This is a genomic window from Streptococcus mitis, from assembly GCF_946190115.1.
Classification (GTDB): Bacteria; Bacillota; Bacilli; order Lactobacillales; family Streptococcaceae; genus Streptococcus; species Streptococcus mitis_CO.
Genome location: NZ_CAMHZG010000001.1, coordinates 196,704 through 220,291 on the forward strand (window position 1 = coordinate 196,704; position 23,588 = coordinate 220,291).

The following is a 23,588-nucleotide window of genomic DNA, read 5'->3' on the forward strand; positions in this document are numbered from 1 at the left end:
CTTGATAACTCAAGTTCATTTTTTCTTATAGTCTTTTTCCGACATTAATCCGGTTAATGGCACGTTGCAGTGCAATCTTAGCACGACGTTCTTGGTCAATCAAGTTTTTATCTTGTGCTTCTTCAATTTCACGCTCTGCTCGAAGCTTGGCACGTTCTGCACGACTGATATCGATATCACGAGCACGTTCTGCAGAATCCGCAACGATTGTGATGGTATTATTGGCAATTTCAATAACGCCTCCGTTTACTGCAATCCAGTTCACGTGATCTTCATCATCAATACGCTTTACCTTTACTTCATCAACTGCTAAAACCGCAATCATATTTTCATGTCGTGGCAAGATCCCCATCTCACCATCCAGAGTTCGAACCGATACATAGCTGGCATGGTGATCATAGACGAGACCATCTGGTGTCACGATCTGGACAGTTAACTGAGCCATAGATCACCTCTTAAAATCCCATTTTTTCAGCTTTTGCAATCACATCTTCGATAGAACCTACACCACGGAAGGCATCTTCTGGCAAGTGGTCATGTTTACCATCAAGGATTTCCTTAAAGCCACGAACAGTTTCAGCAACTGGAACATAAGAACCTGGCTGACCAGTAAATTGTTCCGCAACGTTAAAGTTTTGTGACAAGAAGAACTGGATACGACGGGCACGTGCAACCAAGGTCTTTTCTTCATCAGAAAGCTCATCCATACCAAGGATAGCAATGATATCTTGCAACTCATGGTAACGTTGAAGGACACGTTTTACTTCTGCAGCAACTGCATAGTGCTCTTCTCCAACAATTTCAGGTGCCAAGGCACGTGAGCTTGAAGCAAGTGGGTCAACGGCTGGATAAATACCCAATTGTACCAACTTACGTTCCAAGTTTGTAGTAGAATCCAAGTGAGCGAAAGCTGTTGCTGGCGCTGGGTCAGTATAGTCATCCGCTGGCACATAGATAGCTTGGATAGAGGTTACAGAACCCTTCTTAGTTGATGTAATACGCTCTTGCAATTGACCCATTTCCGTAGCAAGGGTTGGTTGATAACCAACGGCTGATGGCATACGACCCAAAAGGGCAGATACTTCTGAACCAGCCTGAGTGAAACGGAAGATATTATCGATAAAGAGAAGCACGTCTTGGCCTTCTACATCACGGAAGTATTCAGCGATTGTCAAACCAGTAAGGGCAACACGCATACGTGCTCCTGGTGGCTCATTCATCTGACCAAATACCATGGCTGTTTTCTCGATAACGCCTGATTCTTTCATTTCCCAGTATAGGTCGTTCCCCTCACGAGTACGTTCCCCAACACCAGTAAATACTGAAATACCACCGTGTTCTTGGGCAATGTTGTGAATCAATTCTTGGATTAAGACGGTTTTACCAACTCCGGCACCACCGAAAAGTCCAACCTTACCACCTTTAAGGTAAGGGGCAAGAAGGTCGATAACCTTAATCCCTGTTTCAAGGATTTCAGAAGAGGTAGACAACTCATCAAAAGTTGGAGCTTTTTTATGAATTGGCTGACGCTCTGCGTCTTCTGTAAAAGGAGCTTCCAAGTCAATGGTATCTCCCAAAACGTTGAAGACACGTCCCAAAGTTTCTTTACCTACTGGTACAGAGATTGGACGACCTGTGTCCAATACTTCCATTCCACGAGTCAACCCATCTGTTGATTCCATGGCGATAGTACGGACCATACCATCTCCCAACTCCAAGGCTACTTCAAGGACGATTTTTGTTTTTCTTTCGTCATTTTTGTAGACGACAAGTGCATTGTTAATCTCAGGAAGTTTTTCCCCTGCTGCAAACAAGACGTCTACAACGGGACCGATAACCTGAGCAATTTTACCTGAACTCATCTCCTTCTCCTATTCTATATAAGATACTGTCGGTTCCTAGCTCAACTAGGTCCTAATACTCTTCGCAAATCTCTTCAAACCACGTCAGCTCTATCTGCAACCTCAAAACAGTGTTTTGAGTAGCCTGCGGCTAGCTTCCTAGTTTGCTCTTTGATTTTCATTGAGTATAAGTTCATTTTCATACGAGCTGGACTAGAGCCTATTCTAAGGCACTAGCACCCGCTACGATTTCTGTAATTTCTTGTGTAATCGCCGCCTGTCTGGCACGGTTATACTGAATTGTCAAATCATTAATGACTTTCTTAGCATTATCTGTCGCTGTTTGCATGGCTGTCATACCGGCAGCATTTTCAGCTGTCTTGGCATCGATAATAGCCCCGTAAATCATACTTTCTGCAAACTGAGGCAACAACTGCTCCAAAATTTCTTCTCGGCCTGTCTCCAATTCAAAAGTCAAGCTGTAGTCTTCATCCGCTTCATTTGGATCCAAGTCAACAATCGGAAGCATTTGTTCCACACGCATTTGACTGGTTAGCGTATTGACATGGTGGTTGTAGCAGACATAGAGTTCATCAAAAAGTTCATTTTGGTACATTTCAACAGTTTTTGAAATAATCTTACGAACTTCATCAAAGCTAGGTTGGTCTGCCAAGCCACGTAGTTCATAAAGTGGTTGAATACCACGGGCCTTAAAGAAGTCAGCTCCCATTCCACCAATACAGATCATTTCAAAACCTTTACCGTCTGGATGGTATTCTTCCTTCAACTCCATAACGGCTTTCAGAATAGAAGAATTATACCCTCCAACCAAACCGCGATCTGAAGTAATGACGATATAGCCTGTCTTCTTCACGGGACGGCTAATCAACATCGGATTGGTTGAACCACCAGAACCATTACCATGAAGGATATCTGTCAAAAGTTTACGCACTTTCTGAGCATAAACTTGGAAGTTGCGAGCAGCTTCTTCAGAGCGACCAAGCTTAGCAGCTGAGACCATTTGCATGGCATTAGTGATTTGACTCGTATTTTTTGTTGAGGCGATTTTTGTTTTAATATCATTTAGAGATACTGCCATCTGACACCTCTATTCTTATTGGAAGCTGGTTTGATTGAGAAACTCTGTAATCGCAGCATCCAAGACTGCTTCTTCTGGCAAGTCTTTTGTATCACGAATGGTTTCCAAAATCTCTGGATGTTGAGCATCAAAGAAGGCATGGAACTCTTCCTCGAAACGAACAATATCATCTACTGGAACAGTATCCAAGAAACCATGTGTCAAAGCATAGAGAATGGTTACTTGTTTCTCAACAGGCAATGGTTTGTGAACAGGTTGTTTCAAGACTTCAACTGTACGACGTCCACGGTTCAACTTAGCCTGTGTTGCTGCATCCAAGTCAGAACCAAACTTAGTGAAGGCTTCCAACTCACGGTATGAAGCAAGGTCGATACGAAGTGTACCAGCAACCTTTTTCATGGCTTTGATTTGTGCAGAACCACCTACACGTGATACAGATGAACCCGCATCGATGGCTGGACGAATACCTGCATTGAAGAGACCATCGCCAAGGAAGATTTGTCCGTCAGTGATAGAAATCACGTTGGTTGCGATATAGGCAGAGATATCTCCTGCTTGTGTCTCGATAAATGGTAGGGCTGTAATTGATCCACCACCAAGTTCATCAGAAACTTTAGCTGAGCGCTCAAGCAAACGGCTGTGAAGATAGAAAACATCCCCTGGGAAGGCTTCACGACCTGGAGGACGACGAAGCAAGAGAGACAGTTCACGATAAGCTACCGCTTGTTTTGAAAGATCATCATAAACAATCAAAACATGTTTCCCTTGGTACATAAATTCTTCTGCCATGGCAACCCCAGCATAAGGAGCTAGGAAAAGTAATGGAGATGGTTGTGAAGCAGAGGCTGTCACAACGATTGTGTAGTCCAAGGCACCGTACTGACGTAGTGTTTCTACTTGCGTACGAACTGTTGATTCTTTTTGTCCAATCGCAACATAGATACAGATCATATCTTGACCTTTTTGGTTCAAGATTGTATCAATCGCAATGGTTGTTTTCCCTGTCTGACGGTCACCGATAATCAACTCACGTTGACCACGACCAATCGGTACAAGGGCGTCAATAGCTTTCAAACCAGTTTGCAATGGTTCTGATACAGACTTACGTTGCATAACACCAGGAGCTGGTGCTTCTACTGGACGAGTTTTATCAGTGTGGATTTCTCCAAGACCGTCAACCGGACGACCAAGCGGATCCACAACACGACCAATCAGACTTTCACCTACTGGGACTTCCATGATTTTACCTGTACGGCGGATTGTATCGCCTTCACGGATATCTGTAAAGTCACCCAGGATGATAATTCCGACGTCTGTTGACTCCAAGTTTTGAGCCATACCATAAGAGCCGTTTTCAAAAATCAACAACTCTCCACTCATGGCATTTTCAAGGCCATGAGCACGCGCGATACCATCCCCGATATAGGTTACAACACCTGTTTCAGTCACATCAAAATTGGGTTTGAAATTTTCAATTTGTTGCTTAATTAAAGCGCTGATTTCTTGTGCGTTAATTGCCAAAAGAACACCACTTTCTATTTCAAATTTTCTTTAACAACTTTAAGTTGTTGTTTAATACTCACATCAATTGTCTTGTGATTGGCAAAAATGACAAAACCACCAATGAGACTTTCATCGATTTGTTCTTTTACACTCCTTACTTTAAGAGACATTTTTTTCTCAATCAAAGGGAGCAAACGACTCTTTTGTTCATCTGTTAGAGGATGAGCAGAAGTAATCGTCACTTCAAATCGATTTGTTTCTTTTTCAAGTCGGTTCAAGCAATCTACAAGCACATCATAAAAAAGATTTGCTCTGTGATTGTAGATAAGAACCTGGATAAAGTTTTGCAATAAAGGTGACACAGAGTCTTGGAAGAAAGCAATTGTTTTTTCCTTATCAGACTCGTCTACTGCCACTTTTTTTAAAAAAGAAGGTAAACCTGTTTCTTCAGCAACTTGCTTGATTTGAGTCAAGTCTGAAAAGATACGGTCTTCTTCTCCTTTTTCAAGTACCAATTGGACAAAAGGCATGCTGTATTTTTCAATTACCTTTACTGTTTTCTTGTCCATTAAGCTTCTCCTAGCTGATCGATATACTGATCAATGAGTTCTTTATGGGCATGACCGTCAAGGTTTTGTGAGATGATTTTACCAGCTAAGCTGATTGTCAAATCTGCTACCTCACCCTTAACGCTTTGTAAAGCTTCAGCTTTGTTTTGAGCAATTTCTTGGTTTGCTTTTTCTTTTAAGCGTCCTGCTTCTAGTTTAGCATCTGCTAAAATACTAGCCTTACTTTTCTCAGCTGTTTCTTTCGCATTCTCAATGATTGTCTTAGCTTCTTTACGGCTACCAGCCAATTCATCTTCGCGTTTCTGAGCCAATACTTCTGCTTTTTGACGTGCTTGTTCAGCTCCGTCAATATCTGCTGCAATTTTTTCTGCTCTTTGTTCGAAAATGCTAGTCAAATTTGACCAAGCGTATTTCTTAACCAAGACTAGCAAGAGAATAAAGGAACCAGCGATTAGTATAAAATCACCAAGCAATTCACCTACTGTTACATTCATAAACTACTCCTTTCTATTCTTCATCATTAATTTTATTTCCTAAGTACATCGAAGACAACAATGTAAATACATATGCTTGTACACAAGAAATAAAAACAGAAAATGCAGTCCAGATTAGATTTGTTCCAAAAGCAATAGGATACCAATAGAAGGCCTGATGAGAAAGTAGGACTAACATACTTGCCATCACTTCCCCTGCAAAGATATTACCAAAGACCCGCAATGCAAGTGAAAGGAGATTGGTAACTTCTTCCAAGAGATTCATTGGTGTCATAAAACCTGGTGTTACAAATGCTTTTAAATACTTTTTGATTCCACGACGACGAATTCCTTCTACGTGAGTCATTAAGATAATTGTAAAAGACAAGACCAAGTCAAATGACAAATTTGCTGTTGGTGAGGTCCAAAGATTTACACCATCTGTAGTCTGAATTCTAGCCATTAAGCCAATATTATTTGCAATGGCCATAAATAGGAATAAACAGAAATAAAAGAGAGAATAATCCTTTATCATTGGACCAAGGTTTGATTTTGTAAATCCAACAACAAAATCAAATAAATACTCTAATACATTTTGTTTTCCTGTGGGTCTCAAAGTCATATTTCGAGTTGCCCAATAAATAAAGCCAAAAATAAGTGCTACAGTCAACAAAGTCAAAACTACTATGGTTAAATTAAAGGTAACAGGACCAATATTGATGGTTGGATTAATACTTTCTTCCATCTAAAATCCTCCCTTTTTCAATTTATACTTCTTTTATTTGATGATAAATGAAAAGACAAGAGTAACGAAGAAAGTACCTTCAATAAAGGCAACCCCTAGGATCATCAAACTACGTAGTTCTGAGATGATATCTGGTTGGCGAGCAACTGATTTCAACAAACCGTTCATCAACATACCTTCACCAAGAGATACACCCATACAGGCAAGACATAGACCGAAAAATGTTAAATTCATGACGAATTCTCCTTTTAATTAAAATTTACTTACTTAGTTTAGTCCTAAAAATTGGATTTGTCAACTTTTTACTAACATTGAAAGCGTTTAATGAAAATTATTTACAATTTTACTATTTTTAAGTCTATTATATAGAAAATTTTGGAAAAAACTTGTAATAAATCCGTCTATTATCTAGGTCTTTCTGAAAAATAATGAAAAAATCCGAGATGAAATCTCGGATGGAAATTAATATATTTTTTTAACCTAATGTTCTTTTAGTAAATAGGATTAAAGGGAAAGCAACTAGAAAGCTTTCGTCCCCTACATATTTATTAAGCACGAACTGTGACGCTGGTTCCATCTTCCTTATAAAGATTGATGAGACCTTCTTTGAGAGCTCGAACCATATCTCCAGCTTGAACAGGTTGTGGAACCTTGATAGTCAATAGTTCCATTGGATTTGGAGCGCGATCGATCTTATTTCCTTTAGCATCATGCAAATCTTCGATATAAGTCTCAAAATGACGGAAACCTGGGCCATAAAACTCAACTTGGTCCCCTTCGTTAATGACGTTCCGTTGGCGAATGGTTGCTGTTTGTGTCGCATCATCGTAAGAAACCACTTCAGCGACAAACTTATACTCAGGAATTTTACGACGAGCACCAAACAACTGCTCATTTTCAGATGGTGTACCATAGTAGAAACCTGTTGCTAATTCACGTTGGGCAACCTTCCACATTTCATCAATCAAGTCCTGCTTGATAGCTTCAAACTTCTCTGGACTTTCTAGATAAGCATCAACAGCTGCCTTGTAGCAGTTTGTTACTGTTGATACGTAGTGAATAGACTTCATACGTCCTTCAATCTTGAGACTGTCCACACCGTTTTCAATCATATCTGGGATATGGTCAATCATGGACATATCAACGGCTGACATTGAAAATTCTTCAGGAATTTCACCTTTAAGACTCTTACGTTCCTTCCCAAATGGCATATCGTAAAGGTCGTACTTCCAACGACAAGACTGAGAGCAACCACCACGGTTAGCATCACGCATACTCATGTGGTTTGAAAGAGTACAACGACCAGAGTAAGAAATACACATGGCTCCATGAACAAAGGCTTCAATCTCAACATCTGTACGTTTGCGGATTTCAGCTAATTCTTCCATCGAAACTTCACGCGCCAAAACCACACGAGTCAAGCCCAGTTCTTTCCAGAACTCAAGAGTTTCATAGTTAGTCGCACTTGCTTGAGTAGAAAGGTGGATTTCAAGACCAGGCGCTTCAGTCGCTGCAATCATAATCAAGGCTGGGTCAGATACGATAACTGCTGCAATTCCGATATCACGTAGTTTACGGAACCACTCACCAGCACCAGCTTCATTTCCTTCGTGCATAACCATATTGGCAGCTACATAGACTTTGGCACCATACTTGGCAGCAAACTGGACACCTTCTTCCATCTGTTCAAAGGTAAAGTTACCTGCACGGCTACGAAGACCATAGGCCTGACCACCGATAAAGACAGCATCCGCTCCATATTGAACAGCTACTTTTAGCTTCTCTAAAGTCCCTGCAGGCGATAAAACCTCAGGACGTTTTAATATTTTTGTCATGTTTTCTCCTATTTGCAATATAAAAGTTTGACGTTTTTCCTTCTCATTTTATAGTAAATAAGGGATAAAATCAAGCCTAGACAGATTGTTTTGACAATTCTAATCTTTTAATACTCTTCGAAAATCTCTTCAAACCACATCAGCTTCCATCTGCAACCTCAAAACACTGTTTTGAGCAACCTGCGGCTAGCTTCCTAGTTTGCTTTTTGATTTTCATTGAGTATAAGCTTTGTATAATAATTGTTAAACTATCGAATATAAACCAATTTTAACAAGTAGCCAAAAAGTCTAGAAAAGTAAAAACCAGTATCCAATGATACTGGCTCATTAAACTACATAAATTAGTCCTTAGATGACTATTCCCATTCAACTGTTGCAGGTGGTTTACTTGTAATATCGTAGACGATACGGTTAACATGATCCACTTCGTTTACGATACGTACTGAGATTTTTTGAAGCACTTCCCACGGAATTTTGGCAAAGTCAGCTGTCATACCATCAATAGAGGTGATAGCACGGATTGCAATAGTGTAGTCGTACGTACGACCGTCACCCATAACCCCAACTGAACGAACGCCTGTGTTAACAGTGAAGTATTGCCAGATATCACGGTCAAGTCCAGCTTTGGCAATTTCTTCACGTAGGATAGCGTCTGATTCGCGAACTGTTTCAAGTTTTTCTTCAGTAATTTCTCCCATGACACGGATCGCAAGTCCTGGTCCTGGGAATGGTTGGCGCCATACGATGTGGTCTGGCATACCAAGCTCTGTACCTAGGGCACGAACTTCGTCCTTATAAAGAGTGTTGAGTGGTTCGATCAATTCAAACTGCATGTCTTCTGGAAGACCACCCACGTTGTGGTGTGACTTAATAGTTTGAGCTGTATCTGTACCAGACTCGATAACATCTGTGTATAAGGTACCTTGAGCAAGGAATTTCACATCTTTGAGCTTGCTTGCTTCGTCATCGAAGACATAGACAAACTCGTTACCGATGATTTTACGTTTTTGTTCAGGATCAGAAACGCCAGCAAGTTTGTCCAGGAAACGTTTAGCAGCGTCTGCTTTGACGATATTCAAACCAAACTTACCACCAAGCATGTCCATAACTTGGTCCGCTTCTCCTTTACGAAGAAGACCGTGGTCTACGAATATACAGATCAATTGATCGCCAATCGCTTTTTGGAGAAGAACCCCAACGACAGATGAGTCAACCCCACCTGAAAGGCCAAGAAGGACACGTTTATCACCAACAGTTTCACGAATTTTTTGGATCTGCATATCGATGAAGTTATCCATTGACCAGTCGCCTTTAGCCTTACAGATGTTAAGGGCAAAGTTACGAAGGATATCATTCCCGTATACAGAATGACGAACTTCTGGGTGGAATTGGATACCGTAAATGTGTTTATCTGGGTTTTCAATGGCTGCGTATGGACAGTCAGCTGATGTACCTGTACGAACAAAGTCAGCAGGAATCTCGGTAACTGCATCGCCGTGGCTCATCAATACAGTTTGTTCATCAGGTGTTGATTCAAAAAGAGCTGATGGTGTGTGAGTTAGGGTTGATTGACCGTATTCACGATTTCCAGCGTCACCTGCAGGGACAACTTTTCCTCCAAGTTTATGGGTCAATAACTGCATACCGTAACAAATTCCCAAAATTGGAATTCCAAGTTCGAATATTTCTGGGTCAATATCGAATGAACCATCTTCGTATACAGAATTTGGACCACCTGAAAGGATGATTCCTACAGGATTGATTTCACGAACTTCAGCAGCTGAAATTTTATGGCTTTTTAGTTCTGAAAACACACCAATCTCACGGATACGGCGTGAAATCAGCTGGTTGTACTGGCTACCATAGTCCAATACGATGATTTTTTCTACATCTTGCAAATCAGTTGATATGTTGCTCATCTTTTTCCTTTCTCAAAAGAAATATCTTTTTCCAATATTCTATCACAAATAAGGGCGAATTACCAACTAATACTCAATGAAAATCAAAGAGCAAACTAGGAAGCTAGCCGCAGGCTGTACTTGAGTACGGTAAGGCGACGCTGACGTAGTTTGAATTTGATTTTCGAAGAGTATAAACAAGGCGAAGATTGACTTTTTCTAGTTTATTGAGGTACAATAGAGAAAAGATAGAAATGAAGTGAAAAATATGCTACCTGCTTATATGAAAATCCATGATCAGATTAAAAAGGATATTGACGAACATCGTTGGGCTATTGGGGAGAGGCTCCCTAGTGAACGAGACTTAGCAGAGCAGTTTGCTGTCAGTCGCATGACCCTCCGCCAAGCTATTTCCCTCTTGGTCGAAGAAGGAGTTTTAGAGCGCCGTGTAGGAAGTGGCACCTTTGTATCCAGTACACGTGTACAAGAAAAGATGAGAGGGACAACCAGTTTTACTGAAATTGTTAAGTCCCAAGGTAAAGTACCCTCTAGCCAACTCATTTCCTACAGAAAAACCATTCCCAATGAACAGGAAGTTGCCAAGCTAGGAATTTCTCCTACCGAAAATATTATCCGAATGGAACGGGTCCGTTATGCCGACCAAGTCCCTCTGGTTTATGAAGTTGCTTCTATTCCTGAAAAATTCATTAAGGACTTTAAAAAAGAAGAAATCACTAGTCATTTCTTCCAGACTCTACAAAAACACGGCTATCGTATCGGCAAATCACAGCAGACTATCTATGCTCGTCTCGCTAAAGAAAAAATTGCCCACTATTTGGAAGTTGAAAAAGGACATGCTATTCTTGGTTTGACCCAGGTTTCCTACCTAGAAGATGGGACAGCTTTTGAATACGTAAAAAGTCAATATGTAGGCGAACGTTTTGAATTTTATCTTGAAAACAATTAATACTCTTCGAAAATCAAATTCAAACCGCGTCAACGTCGCCTTGCCGTACTCAAGTACAGCCTGCGGCTAGTTTCCTAGTTTGCTCTTTGATTTTCATTGAGTATAAAATACTATGCAAAAACTCTCTGTCACGGACAAAGAGTCTTTTTATTTTTCTAAGAGTAAATCTTTCAACGAAATCAAAGTTACAGCAAACAATATCATTGCCATACCAAGAAAATCAATGGGATAAAATTGTTCATTCATGATTAAGAAGGCAAAGAAAACAGCCGAAATTGGCTCAATTGAAGCCAACAAACTTGACTTGACCGGCCCAATCAGACTGGCTCCTTTAAGGAAAGCTGTATAGGCAAAGACAGTACCGATAAGAATAATACCCGCAAAAGCAAGGAGAAAATCAAGACTAGTTGGGATAGCAGTCTGTAGAACTCCTGTAAAAGGAAGGGCGACCAAACCTGCTATGACCATTCCCACACCAATGACCAAACTGCTCCCCCACTTCTTAATCAAGGCTATGGGCAAAATGATATAAAGTGCGTAAGTCAGAGCAGAAAAGAGACCCCAGAACAGACCCGCAGGTGTCATGGATAACTGATCTAACTGCCCATGAGTTGCAATCAGGAAGGTCCCTCCAATGGCTAATATGATGGAAATAATCTCTCCCAGTGTCGGTGCCACCTTATCTTTGATACAGCTATAAATCAAAATCCCGACAGGACAAACATACTGAAGTACAGTCGCGGTACCTGCATTGGTTTCCTGAATAGCAGTAAGATAAGCGAATTGGTTGAGAAAAAGTCCAATCAGAGCAAAAATAAGAAGAGACAGTAAACTCTTTCTATCCTTTAAAAAGGCCAGCATTTTATCCTTTGCAGTGGCATAAGCCAAGAGCATGAGAATTCCACCAGCGATTAAAAGACGCAAGTTGGTCAAAACCAGAGCCGAAATTCCGTGTGCCATCAGGTATTGGCCACTCGTTCCGGACAAGCCCCAAGCAATACCAGCCACAACTGTTAATAGAGTTCCTTTTAAACTATTTGACATGTCTCTCCTTACTCTTCTTTACGAATCAAGTCCATCACTTGGTTGCGGTCTAAAATCCATTGAGCACGCTCATCCTTTTCATAGGTACGATTCGATAGGAAAATAGCCACTTCTTGCTTCTGACGATTCCACATGATAAAGGTACCTGTATAGCCCGTATGGTCTAGCCAATCTCCTTCCAAATTCCATGCCAAAGAACGTTCCTTGTCATCCAAAGGAGAAAAATTTTGACTCAAATTTCTTGCAAAATCATCTGCTAAATAGTGTTCTAAAAAGATTTGTAAATCCTTTACAGTCGAAAATAAACCAGCACTACCTGCATGTCTGCCCAGGAGTCGAGCCTTGGGATCATGTACCATGCCAGCCTCTACACCTCTAACTGTTGGAACAGCAAGCTCAATAGGACCAAACTGAGTTTTCTTCATTCCCCAAGGTTTCCAGACTTGTTCTTGTAAAATCACATCCAAGTCTTGATTAAAGATTCTTTCCAAAATAAAGCCTAAAAGCAAAAAATGGACATCTGAATAAAGAAAGGCTGGCTGACTTCGTCTGTTGAGATGAAACATCGCTTCCTTTAATTCTGAGGCAGTTAAAAGATCACGATTGGGAATAAACGGATCAAGATTTGTAGCATGGGTTAAGAGCTGGCGAATAGTGATGTCTGGATAATCGCTCTCAGGTAAAAAATCGGTTACGGGTCTGTCAATATCTAATTGACCTTTTTCCCACAAAAAGGTAAAAACTGTCCCAACCCCAACAACCTTGCTGACACTAGCTAGGTCATAAACTAATCCTGCCTCAGTCTGCAAGCCATGCTCTGAGTCACTCAAGCCTAAATAGACCTCCGTCCATTGATTGTCCTTAAAATACGCAAAAGAGGCTCCGGGATAAATCCCTGCCTCGATTTGTTCTTCTATTTTTTTAATAATCTTGGTCCACTTCATACTTCTTCAAACCACAATTCAACATTATTTCTATCTTTACCAAGGAAGAATTTTTCAGACTTAGGAATAAAATATTCTGTAGACTCAAACTTCTGGCGAAGACTGGCTATGTCTAATTCATTGACCAAGAACTTAAGCATAGATAAGTCCCAAGTAACCGTATTGTCCACAGTCAAATCCTGCCCCTGAGCTGGGATAAAATCAAGTGATGCCCCCATTTCAGATGATTCCAAGAAACTTTCGATATCAGTTGGGAGATGTAATTCCATAGAAATCTCAAATTTACTCAAAGAAATTGATTCCAAATCTGTTTGAAATTCTGGCTTTTCTCCTACTTCTACTAGACTTGCTCTGTCATCTTCCGCATGAATCAAAATCAAATCATCTTCGGGTGAAAAAATCTCAAAAGCGTAGCCATTTTGACCTTTATATAATCGATGAATCGAATCTGTTTTAGATAAGAGTCCTTCGATTTCTAAGGGATTTTCCACCTTGACAATCAATCTAGCTAGTTTTTTTCTTCCCTCTACCTTACGAGTGCGCATACTTGGAGCTTCTTCTAAAACCAGCTTTTCTAAACCTGTTTGATCACCTAGTGACAGAAAGGCTGATTCTTCTAATAAGGCCTTCATGCCAAGGGTTCCTATATAAAATGTTTCATTTATTTTTCTATTATTAACTTTTAAAGTAGGAATAATCCGTACAATCTGATTTACATTCATAAATTCCTCCAACTCTTTTATTTTAAAGGATTTTAGAATTTTTTACAAGAAATTATGCTCAGATTTACCAATTTTCACCCCATTAAAAATTTTTCTTCAAAAGGCTGACCTAAAACTCCATTTTTAGGGAAACATACAAAAGTCAAAAAATAGATAGGATAAACTGGAATGCTAATCAATGGATTGATAAGAAATAATTGACTGTCTTTGTTGATTTTTGATTACGGAGGAATATTAGAAATAAAAAGAACCAGCTCTTAGAACTGATTCCTTTTACAAGTGAAAAATTAGTTATTTTCAACTTTTTCATCGTATTTTGGTCTTAGTGTTGTACCTGAGTTAACAATGGTACGTTTTTGAACAAGAGGAAGGTCTGTGCGATTATAAACTGTACGCCATGGTTCCCAAACAAGACCTGTTTTTTCTTGAATCTTCACGCGAATATTGCGCACATTTCCTCTAAATTGAAGTTCAGTTTGGAAACCAGCTGTTCTGTTTTTACCATTATCTTCCCATTGACGTGAGCGAATGCTTTCAACTCCATCCTTATCATAAGTTACTTCATCCCAGTAAACATAGTAGCGAGCAATGTAAGCTCCCTTATGATGTAAATTGAGGTAACCATTTTTATATGAAGTCACTTTAGTTTCAATGTAGTCTGTATTGCTTTGAATTGTGGCTACTTGATTATCTTTCAAGAATGCAGTCTTATAAGAAATTGGAACAGCAGGGTTTTGCGTACTGAAAGTAGCTCCTTCTTGAATCAATTTCTTCAAATCTTCTACTGTACCTGTCACAACACGTGCAGCGCCATCAGCATTTCCACCTACGATGGAAACTGTTACAGTTGTATTCTTCAAAACACGTGCCCATTCAGATTCTGGTTTAATAGGCACACCTTTGATGACAGCATTGATTGCTGCTTTCAACTCTGTACTCTTGCTTGTTGTTTCAAACTTAACATACATTTGACGTCCGTATGAAACGCTGGATACATATACAGGAGGTGTTGTTGCATCAATTCCACGTGCTTTCAATTGATCAACCGTTATTCCTGAGGCAAATACATCTGATGGATTTTTTGGAGCATCAAAGTTAGCAGTAAAGTAAACTTGTTTAAAATCAACTACCTCAACTTGTTTTTCACCTTTGTGAACTGCATCAAAATCAATTTTTAAGTTAACTCCTACTTTTTCAAAGTCACTTCCGAATTTTGCTTTTAATTGATTCATGCTATAAGCAGAAGTTGATTCGTATTGCATGCGTGCTGGAGCAGGATTCTTACCAGCATATTTTTCATGCCAACGATTTAACAGGGTATTTACACCTTCCTGCATACCACTTGCAGTTGGATTAGCATCTACATAGCTATCTCCGCCTACCATTCCTGGTAAATCAACACTGATGCTACCTTTGCTACGATCTAAACTAATTTGTTGTGGTTTGTTTTCTAGAAGGTCTTGATTTGCTTTAAATAAAGCACCTAAGAAGATATCTCCGTTACCATTAATGGCAACATCTGCAGAACCATTAGAAAGGTTTTTCTTCACTTTTTCCACAACCACAAATTCATTTCCTTGTTGTTTTGTGCTTGTATTAGTGTAATTTTCTAACGCTTCTCCTTTTCTAGTCAAAATGTTTAATTTATCATAATTTAAACCAAATAAATAGTTATTTAGCTCTGCAGTATAATCTTTTTTATCTTTATTTTCTGTTTTAACTTTGTTTTCTGTTTTCTTATCTGCTACTACTTTTTCTTCTTTTACAGCACGATATACTTCAACTTCTGCCAAACTAAGAGGAGTTTTAGATTTATTTAATTCAATTTTTACATATCGTGCATTAACTCCTGAGAATTGAACATCAACTTTTGGTTGATTATTTAGGGTATCAACATGTTGACGAGTTACTTCCTTACCATCTTTATCTAACAAAATAACATCAAAATTAGATAAACGATCTCCTACATTACTGTCTCCACGATTGTAAATACGAACAGTTCCCACACCTTCTTCTTTTGCTAGATCAACTTTCCACCAAGCATGATCTTCAAAATTTGTATGAGTAACTGAGTGATGTCTGTAAACATTATCTAGATTACCGTCAACCGCTCTAGAAGCATCTGCATCATAATAAGTCGAACTCTGACTTGCAGACTTATGAGCAGCAATATTTTCACCAGCAACTTCAGCAACGCTTGGTTCTGTTGCTTTTACTACATTTGTTTGAAATACAAGGCCAGAACCTAGCAAAAATGTTGCAATGGCAACACCACATACTCCAACGCTACGTTTACGAATAGAATAACGAAATCCTTTATCTTGTTTATTTTGAGACATAAAAAACTCCTATATATGTTTGTACGAATTATTTCTTGAACGCGCTTTCTTGAAACAATAAGAGTATAACATAAAAATATTATAGATGCAATCGTTTTCTTAAAAAAATATTATTTTTTTATTAACCTAGATTGAATAACTGAACATATGTTAATATTTTTACATTCAAATAAAGAGTGGTCTATACCACTAAAAACAAGAAAACGACCAGGCTTAAGTCCCTATAAGTTGGGAATCAGCACTGTTCGTTTTTGTATATATAGTCAAATTCAATTCTTAAATATATAGCTCAACAAATTTCTCAATGCAAAGCTTTTCATTGTTTTTTATCATCTCTTAGATTCAAATTCTTTATAAGTTTCCTGAAGATAAGCATCAAAAACTTCTTCATCTGAAATCGTGTCAGAAATGAAGCTTCCGTTGCTGGTTCGTTCTGACAAATTCAAATCTTGTAATCGACTTTCATAGATCGTTCCTTTATTAGATTGGATAAGCAAAGTTTGATCGTTCCCGTCCACTTCCGTACTGAAGAGATCACCAACAAATCCTTGCTCTGCAACTGCTCCTGCCAAGAAGACACGGTGCGGTTTGTTTTTTAGCTCACGCAAGACTTGTAGTCCTCGTTTAGCACGGCTGGTTGCCGGAATTTCGTCAATAGAAACACGTTTCAAGCTTCCACGTTGGGTCAAGAGGTAGAAAGATGAGGTATTGCAAATAAAGGCAGATTGGAGGACGTCATCTTCTTTCAGATTCATAGCCTTGACACCTGCTGCCTTGGCACCAACAACAGGAACCTCCTCGATATTGAAACGCAGAGCATAACCGTTTCGACTAATCAAGAGAACATCATCCAGTTTAATCTGAGCTACTGCTACAATCTGGTCTGTCTCGTCTTTGAGTTTAGCATACTTGACTGATTTAGATTTATAGGTCCGCCATGGAGTGAATTCTTTACGTTCTACGCGTTTGATTTGACCAAGACGAGTTGCAGCAAAGTAAGTTGTCGCATCATCAAACTGATCTACTACTTCAACATAAAGGATTTCTTCGTTAGTTTCAAAGTTGGTAATGGTTTGGCTCAGATGCTCTCCGATATCCTTCCAGCGAATATCTGCCAACTCATGGATTGGTCGATAGATGACATTTCCAAGACTTGTGAACATCAAAAGATGCTGTGTTGTCTTGACAGCTTGTACAAAGATCAAACGGTCATCATCACGTTTGCCAATTTCTTCCAGCGTTGAAGCTGCAAAAGAACGTGGACTGGTACGCTTGATATAACCTGCCTTGGTCACGCTGACATAGGTATCTTCCTCAGCAATCAGACTAGCTGTATCAATCTCAATTGCTTTCGCAGTGTCTTCTAAAGCACTCAAACGTGGAGTCGCAAATTTCTTCTTGACCTCACGAAGCTCTTTCTTCATGAGATTGTACATGGTCCGTTCATCACCGATAATCGCCGCAAGCATGGCAATCTTTTCACGAAGTTCTGCTTCTTCTTCCTGCAAGACAACTACGTCTGTATTGGTCAAACGGTACAGTTGCAAGGTAACGATGGCCTCAGCCTGCTCTTCTGTAAAATCATAGCTGACCTTAAGGTTTTCCTTGGCGTCCGCCTTATTCTCAGAAGCACGGATAAGAGCAATGACTTCGTCCAAAATCGAAATCACGCGAATCAAACCTTCGACAATATGGAGACGTTTCTCAGCCTTTTCCTTGTCAAAGCGTGAACGCGCCAAAATCACTTCACGACGGTGGGCGATGTAGCTAGACAAGATTGGGACAATACCGACCTGACGAGGTGTGAAATTGTCAATCGCCACCATGTTAAAGTTGTAGTTGATTTGTAGGTCGGTGTATTTGAAGAGATAATTGAGAACAAGCTCCGTATTGGCATCTTTTTTGAGCTCAATAGCAATTCGAAGACCATCACGGTCCGACTCATCACGAACTTCAGCAATACCAGCCACCTTGTTATTGACACGAACATCATCGATTTTCTTGACCAGATTGGCCTTGTTGATTTCATAAGGAATCTCAGTGATAACGATTTGTTCCTTACCACCTTTTAGCTTTTCAATCTCAGTCTTGGAACGAACAACCACGCGCCCTTTTCCAGTTTCGTAGGCCTTCTTGATTTCATCACGACCTTGGATGATAGCCCCTGTAGGGAAGTCTGGCCCAGGTAAGAATTCCATGAGTTTGTCCACCTTGGCCGTTGGATGGTCAATCATGTAAACCGCCGCATCAATAACCTCAGCCAAATTATGGGGAGGAATGTCTGTAGCATAACCAGCCGAAATCCCAGTAGATCCATTTACCAAGAGATTTGGAAAGGCTGCTGGCAAGACAGTTGGTTCTTTCTCCGTATCATCAAAGTTCCAGGCAAAAGGAACTGTCTTTTTCTCGATATCTTGAAGGAGATAACCTGCAATCTCAGACAAACGTGCCTCAGTATAACGCATCGCCGCAGGTGGATCCCCGTCCATAGAACCGTTATTACCGTGCATTTCGACTAGAATCTCACGATTTTTCCAGTCCTGTGACATACGAACCATGGCATCATAGATAGAACTGTCACCGTGTGGGTGAAAATTCCCCATGATGTTACCGACAGACTTGGCCGACTTACGGTAACTCTTGTCAAAGGTATTGCCATCCTTATTCATCGAATAAAGAATACGGCGCTGAACCGGCTTCAAGCCATCACGAATATCTGGCAAGGCCCGGTCTTGAATAATGTACTTGGAATAGCGACCAAAGCGCTCTCCCATGATGTCCTCCAGGGACATATTTTGAATGTTACTCATATAGGATACAGAGCCCTTAAAATACAAAGTGAAAATAGAAAATTCTTGAAGTAAGCAAGCTCACAAGAGAATTTATCTTTTTCACCTAGCATTTAGGGCGTGTTCAACTCCTTTCAAAGAATGTAGAGTAGGTTTTTACAGAAAAGGTGTTCGGTTAAGATATAAAGGGACGATTTGGCTTGCCAAAAATGTCTGTAGAAAAATAGAAAATCGATGTAGGGCTCGATGAAGTCAAGACGATTTGACTTTTTCCGAAAAAATTAGTCCCGTGTTCAGTTACTACAAATAACCAAATGACCCTTTCTGTAGTTTAATGTGTTTAAAATGTGTTGCTTCAGTTAATAAGAAATTTCACATAGCATTCAGGGCGTGTTCAACTCCTTTCGAAGAATGTAGAGTAAATACTATGGAAAAAGAAAAAATATAGAGTAAGTGAATTTCATCCAATTCCTGTATCGTCGTTTCCACTTGAAAAGTCTACTCCACAAATCCTCGTTTATACTTGATATGGCTGGCGATATTACTATCTACATCTTTCTTATCCCAAAGTTGAAGTTCCCATGGGTAATAAAAATTACTTTTATTTTTAAAATAGATATGAATACCGACATAGCCATCTTTATCACGTAAATACCAGTTTTTTAGTCCGTAAATCTCTTGCCAATCATCTAATTTATCCATGACTTGAGCTATCTCTTTGGAACTTAAAATCATACGAGCACCAAAAACATCATTAAGAATTGAATTAACTGGATAGCCCTCTTGACGCTCTGAAAAACGTGTAATTTTATCTAAAATAGACTCAGAAGTTTTGACACGATAAACATAGGCAATATCTTGGACATCCGCTTTCATCAGATAGTCATTAATTGACTCATGTAAATTCAGACGGTAGGCCAAAATCGCTTTCGTCGGAACTTTTGAAAAGGTATGCTTGAGATTGATTTTTTCCACCTTACCCGTTTCAAAATAATCTTTAGAATATTCTTGATGAATACGATTAATCTCTGTAATGAGGCGTTCCACTTTTTCAATCATGAGTCTTCTCCTCTCGCTTTTTCATTTTTCTAGTTATTCCCAAACTTCTTCATTCTTTCCTCAGCATACTCAATCATCTTCTCAGCCACTTCTTTATCGTAGTCAAATCCCAGCTTTTGAGCAAGTCTTTGAGCTTCTCTATGGAAAAGTTGCATCGTAGCCAATAAAGACTGGCTGAGTTTCTCTATACTTGAAAAATCAAGCAGATTTGAGAATTCTTTCTCTTTCTCAGCAGGCAAATACTGAAAGAGGTACTTGTAGTTCTTGCCGATATCGACTTTCCCCCTAGCACTTGCAACCTGCCAAGCCAAAATTTTCAAGAATTCTTGTTGACAAATGCCGTAGAGATGATCAATAGCATAGATGAGCTGATTCCTACAAATCCCTTTGACAACGTAGGCTGACACCCACCAAAATTCATTGCAGGCATTTTCAAAATCTATCGCACTAGCTGGATTTGTCCAAAAGCGTTGAGGACTCGGTGAATAAAGTTCAAACAAACCATTAGGATCTTCTAAAACGGTGAATCCTGCCTCACTATCCACCCACTCTTTAATGCGGTCTTTGGGGCAGAGGGCCAAATCAATCCGATTGCCATCTTCAAAAAGCATGAGATATAGGCGACGGTGACCAAGGGTGACTTCTTGCTCAATAATGCGTTTGCCAAACCGGTCCAACCAAGATAAATCTGTAATCAGCTCGTCCAGATTCTCTACAACATAGACTACATCATAATCTTGAAACTCGTCTTTTGAAGTCTTTTGGTTTGTCCGTGAACCAGACATAGCGACAGCTTTGACTTGTAAAGTTTTGGCAGTCTGTAAAATCAGATCTAGCATTTCTGTTTCAGCTCTCATGTTGATACCCATTCATTAAAAAGTGACTTAAAACACTGTCGCTTCTTCCAGCGTAAACCTGACATTATCCTCAATCCACTTACGGCGTGGTTCGACCTTGTCACCCATGAGGACATTGACGCGGCGTTCTGCGCGTGCTAGGTCTTCGATAGTGACACGGATAAGGGTACGCGTTTCTGGGTTCATAGTTGTTTCCCAGAGTTGATCCGCATTCATCTCACCAAGACCTTTATAACGTTGGAGTGTAGCACCTTTACCAAACTGTTTGCGGAGTTCTTCTAGTTCTCCGTCCGTCCAAGCATAGGCCACTTCTTCTTTCTTGCCTTTCCCTTTTGACATCTTGTAAAGAGGCGGAAGGGCAATATAGACATGTCCTGCCTCAACTAGCGGACGCATGTAGCGGTAGAAAAATGTTAAAAGTAAGGTCTGAATGTGGGCACCATCAGTATCGGCATCGGTCATGATAATGATTTTGTCATAGTTAGCATCCTCAATAGAGAAGTCTGCTCCAACACCCGCACCTATAGTATAAATCATAGTGTTGATTTCTTCATTTTTGAGAATATCCGCCATCTTGGCCTTGGCTGTATTGATAACCTTGCCACGAAGAGGCAAGATTGCCTGGAACTTGCGGTCACGGCCTTGTTTGGCAGAACCTCCGGCAGAATCCCCTTCGACTAGATAGAGTTCATTCTTAGCTGAATTTTTAGACTGGGCTGGGGTCAATTTACCAGAAAGTAAGCCCTTGTCTTTCTTATTCTTTTTGCCATTTCGGCTCTCATCACGCGCTTTGCGAGCTGCCTCGCGAGCATCACGAGCCTTGATAGCCTTGCGGATTAGATTGGAAGCAAGCTCCCCATTTTCCATGAGGAAGAAGGTCAACTTATCCGCCACAATTCCATCCACAACTGGACGAGCTAGGGGGCTTCCCAGTTTATCCTTAGTCTGACCTTCAAACTGGAGGTGTTCTTCAGGAACAAGGATAGAAAGAACGGCCGCTAGTCCCTCACGATAGTCTGACCCTTCAAGGTTTTTATCTTTTTCCTTGAGAAGCCCCGTCTTACGCGCATAGTCATTCATGACCTTAGTGATAGCAGACTTGAGTCCTGTCTCATGTGTTCCACCGTCCTTGGTACGAACGTTATTAACAAAGGACAGAATGTTATCTGAAAATCCATCATTGTACTGGAGAGCTACTTCCACTTGGAAACCATTATCTTCCCCCTCAAAGTAGAGAACTGGCGTCAAGGTCTCCTTGTCTTCGTTCAGATAAGAAACAAAGTCTTGTACCCCATTTTCATAGTGAAACTCAACAGACTCATCTGTGCGTTTATCCGTTAGAGACAAGGTCACATTTTTCAAGAGAAAGGCTGATTCATTAAGACGCTCTGAGATGGTATTGTACTTGAAGTCTGTCGTAGAGAAGATAGTCGCATCAGGCATAAACGTAACCTTTGTACCTGTCTTAGACTTAGGCGCTGTACCGATTTTCTTCAAAGTCGTAACAGGTTTGCCACCATTTTCAAAACGTTGCTTGTAGATTGCACCGTCACGAGTGATTTCTACCTCTAACCAACTAGATAGAGCATTTACAACAGAAGAACCAACCCCGTGGAGACCACCTGATGTCTTGTAGCCTCCTTGACCGAATTTCCCTCCTGCATGAAGAATGGTAAAAATAACCTCAACGGTCGGAATTCCCATAGCGTGCATACCCGTCGGCATACCACGTCCGTGGTCTTGAACCGTTAAACTGCCATCTTTATTGATTGTCACATCAATACGGTCACCAAATCCAGACAAGGCCTCATCGACCGCATTATCGACGATTTCCCAGACTAGGTGGTGGAGACCAGCACCATCGGTCGATCCAATATACATCCCTGGACGTTTTCGGACCGCATCCAACCCTTCTAGCACCTGAATGGCATCATCATTATAATTGTTAATATTGATTTCCTTTTTTGACACAAGGAACCTCCTATTCGTTCATCTTTACTATTCTACAGGTTTTCCAAGGATTTTGCAAAATTTTTCTTTCTCCGGTGTGACAATTTCAGAAGAGATTCTCTGCCTTTCTTCTCCATTTCATGATATAATAGGAGTATGATTACAATAGTTTTATTAATCCTAGCCTATCTGCTGGGTTCGATTCCGTCTGGTCTCTGGATTGGACAAATTTTCTTTCAGACAAATCTGCGTGAACACGGTTCTGGAAATACTGGAACGACCAATACCTTCCGTATTTTAGGAAAAAAAGCGGGAATGGCAACCTTTGTGATTGATTTTTTCAAAGGAACCCTAGCAACCCTTCTTCCAATTATGTTTCATCTGCAAGGCGTTTCGCCTCTTATCTTTGGACTTTTAGCTGTCATTGGCCATACCTTTCCTATCTTTGCAGGATTTAAGGGAGGCAAGGCTGTCGCAACCAGTGCTGGTGTGATTTTCGGATTTGCGCCTGTCTTCTGCCTCTACCTTGCGGTTGTTTTCTTTGGAACCCTCTATCTAGGTAGTATGATTTCGCTATCTAGTGTCACAGCATCTATCGCGGCTGTCATCGGAGTTCTACTCTTTCCACTTTTTGGTTTTATCCTGAGCAATTATGACCCTCTCTTCATCGCTATTATCCTAGCTCTTGCTAGCTTGATTATCATTCGGCATAAGGATAATATCACACGTATCCAGAATAAGACTGAAAATCTTGTTCCTTGGGGATTAAACTTAACCCATCAACATCCTAAAAAATAAAACGCCAGTTCATATTTGAACTGCACCCCAAAAGTTAGACAGAAAAAAATCTAACTTTTGGGGTGTTTTTATCATGAAGTTAACTTATGATGATAAAGTTCAGATCTATGAACTTAGAAAACAAGGATATAGCTTAGAGAAGCTTTCAAATAAATT

Annotated in this window: 20 protein-coding genes and 1 pseudogene; 3 read left to right on the forward strand and 18 right to left on the reverse strand. The window is 40.2% G+C overall.

The genetic code is table 11. The features are described from left to right. Positions 1-25 precede the first annotated feature (25 nt). The 10 genes from N8L90_RS00865 to guaA form a co-directional block, all read right to left on the reverse strand. Positions 26-445, reverse strand: coding sequence for a F0F1 ATP synthase subunit epsilon (locus N8L90_RS00865; protein ID WP_000068043.1), 420 nt, complete (start codon positions 443-445; stop codon positions 26-28). Between the two features lie 10 nt (positions 446-455). After that, positions 456-1,862 (reverse strand): F0F1 ATP synthase subunit beta, encoded by a 1,407-nt coding sequence (atpD, locus tag N8L90_RS00870; protein ID WP_000094357.1) that lies wholly within the window; start codon positions 1,860-1,862, stop codon positions 456-458. Positions 1,863-2,061: 199 nt separating this feature from the next. Continuing rightward, positions 2,062-2,940: a F0F1 ATP synthase subunit gamma gene (locus N8L90_RS00875; RefSeq protein WP_261023831.1), complete on the reverse strand. Its 879-nt coding sequence runs from the start codon at positions 2,938-2,940 to the stop codon at positions 2,062-2,064. A gap of 15 nt (positions 2,941-2,955) precedes the next feature. Continuing rightward, entirely contained in the window at positions 2,956-4,461 is a 1,506-nt protein-coding gene (gene atpA, locus N8L90_RS00880; RefSeq protein ID WP_000996629.1) for a F0F1 ATP synthase subunit alpha, read from the reverse strand. Between the two features lie 14 nt (positions 4,462-4,475). Beyond that, positions 4,476-5,012, reverse strand: coding sequence for a F0F1 ATP synthase subunit delta (locus N8L90_RS00885; protein ID WP_049535203.1), 537 nt, complete (start codon positions 5,010-5,012; stop codon positions 4,476-4,478). Further along, positions 5,012-5,506 carry a F0F1 ATP synthase subunit B gene (atpF, locus tag N8L90_RS00890; RefSeq protein ID WP_001103468.1) on the reverse strand — a complete coding sequence of 165 codons (495 nt, stop codon included), beginning with the start codon at positions 5,504-5,506 and terminating at the stop codon, positions 5,012-5,014. Before atpF ends, N8L90_RS00885 begins: the two co-directional genes overlap by 1 nt. 13 nt (positions 5,507-5,519) lie before the next feature. Continuing rightward, positions 5,520-6,230, reverse strand: coding sequence for a F0F1 ATP synthase subunit A (gene atpB / locus N8L90_RS00895; RefSeq protein WP_000392870.1), 711 nt, complete (start codon positions 6,228-6,230; stop codon positions 5,520-5,522). Positions 6,231-6,263: 33 nt separating this feature from the next. Continuing rightward, positions 6,264-6,464 carry a F0F1 ATP synthase subunit C gene (locus N8L90_RS00900; protein WP_001054560.1) on the reverse strand — a complete coding sequence of 67 codons (201 nt, stop codon included), beginning with the start codon at positions 6,462-6,464 and terminating at the stop codon, positions 6,264-6,266. Positions 6,465-6,778: 314 nt separating this feature from the next. Then, positions 6,779-8,065 (reverse strand): peptidase U32 family protein, encoded by a 1,287-nt coding sequence (locus N8L90_RS00905; protein WP_049521576.1) that lies wholly within the window; start codon positions 8,063-8,065, stop codon positions 6,779-6,781. Between the two features lie 356 nt (positions 8,066-8,421). Then, positions 8,422-9,984: a glutamine-hydrolyzing GMP synthase gene (gene guaA, locus N8L90_RS00910; RefSeq protein ID WP_000065712.1), complete on the reverse strand. Its 1,563-nt coding sequence runs from the start codon at positions 9,982-9,984 to the stop codon at positions 8,422-8,424. Positions 9,985-10,231: 247 nt separating this feature from the next. On the opposite strand from guaA, the gene N8L90_RS00915 reads away from it, so the two are divergent. After that, the gene (locus N8L90_RS00915) at positions 10,232-10,930 is read left to right on the forward strand and encodes a GntR family transcriptional regulator (RefSeq protein ID WP_000936183.1); all 699 of its coding nucleotides are present in this window, start codon (positions 10,232-10,234) and stop codon (positions 10,928-10,930) included. A 147-nt stretch (positions 10,931-11,077) separates the two neighbouring features. On the opposite strand, the gene N8L90_RS00920 is transcribed toward N8L90_RS00915, so the two are convergent. The 8 genes from N8L90_RS00920 to parE all read right to left on the reverse strand — a co-directional run bounded on the left by N8L90_RS00920 (position 11,078) and on the right by parE (position 22,655). Beyond that, complete coding sequence (locus N8L90_RS00920; RefSeq protein WP_261023832.1) at positions 11,078-11,974, reverse strand: DMT family transporter; 897 nt, start codon at positions 11,972-11,974, stop codon at positions 11,078-11,080. A gap of 8 nt (positions 11,975-11,982) precedes the next feature. Beyond that, complete coding sequence (locus tag N8L90_RS00925) at positions 11,983-12,918, reverse strand: serine hydrolase domain-containing protein (protein ID WP_261023833.1); 936 nt, start codon at positions 12,916-12,918, stop codon at positions 11,983-11,985. Further along, entirely contained in the window at positions 12,915-13,640 is a 726-nt protein-coding gene (locus N8L90_RS00930) for a CppA family protein (RefSeq protein WP_203175504.1), read from the reverse strand. The genes N8L90_RS00925 and N8L90_RS00930 overlap by 4 nt, the downstream gene beginning before the upstream one ends. Positions 13,641-13,927: 287 nt before the next feature. Next, positions 13,928-15,979 (reverse strand): thiol-activated cytolysin family protein, encoded by a 2,052-nt coding sequence (locus N8L90_RS00935; RefSeq protein WP_261023834.1) that lies wholly within the window; start codon positions 15,977-15,979, stop codon positions 13,928-13,930. Between the two features lie 329 nt (positions 15,980-16,308). Further along, entirely contained in the window at positions 16,309-18,789 is a 2,481-nt protein-coding gene (parC, locus tag N8L90_RS00940; protein WP_261023835.1) for a DNA topoisomerase IV subunit A, read from the reverse strand. 477 nt (positions 18,790-19,266) lie between these two features. Continuing rightward, positions 19,267-19,827, reverse strand: a complete 561-nt coding sequence (locus N8L90_RS00945; protein ID WP_203175498.1) for a nucleotidyltransferase family protein — start codon at positions 19,825-19,827, stop codon at positions 19,267-19,269. Positions 19,828-19,856: 29 nt separating this feature from the next. Then, positions 19,857-20,684, reverse strand: a complete 828-nt coding sequence (locus N8L90_RS00950) for an aminoglycoside 6-adenylyltransferase (protein ID WP_203200240.1) — start codon at positions 20,682-20,684, stop codon at positions 19,857-19,859. Positions 20,685-20,711: 27 nt separating this feature from the next. Continuing rightward, positions 20,712-22,655, reverse strand: a complete 1,944-nt coding sequence (parE, locus tag N8L90_RS00955; protein ID WP_261023836.1) for a DNA topoisomerase IV subunit B — start codon at positions 22,653-22,655, stop codon at positions 20,712-20,714. Positions 22,656-22,790: 135 nt separating this feature from the next. Here parE and plsY point away from each other — a divergent pair, with 135 nt between their 5' ends. Both plsY and N8L90_RS00965 read left to right on the forward strand, forming a co-directional pair. Further along, on the forward strand, positions 22,791-23,432 hold the full coding sequence (plsY, locus tag N8L90_RS00960) for a glycerol-3-phosphate 1-O-acyltransferase PlsY (RefSeq protein WP_173214238.1): 642 nt from the start codon (positions 22,791-22,793) through the stop codon (positions 23,430-23,432). A 73-nt stretch (positions 23,433-23,505) separates the two neighbouring features. After that, positions 23,506-23,588 (forward strand): annotated as a pseudogene (locus N8L90_RS00965) (transposase); the annotation flags it as partial.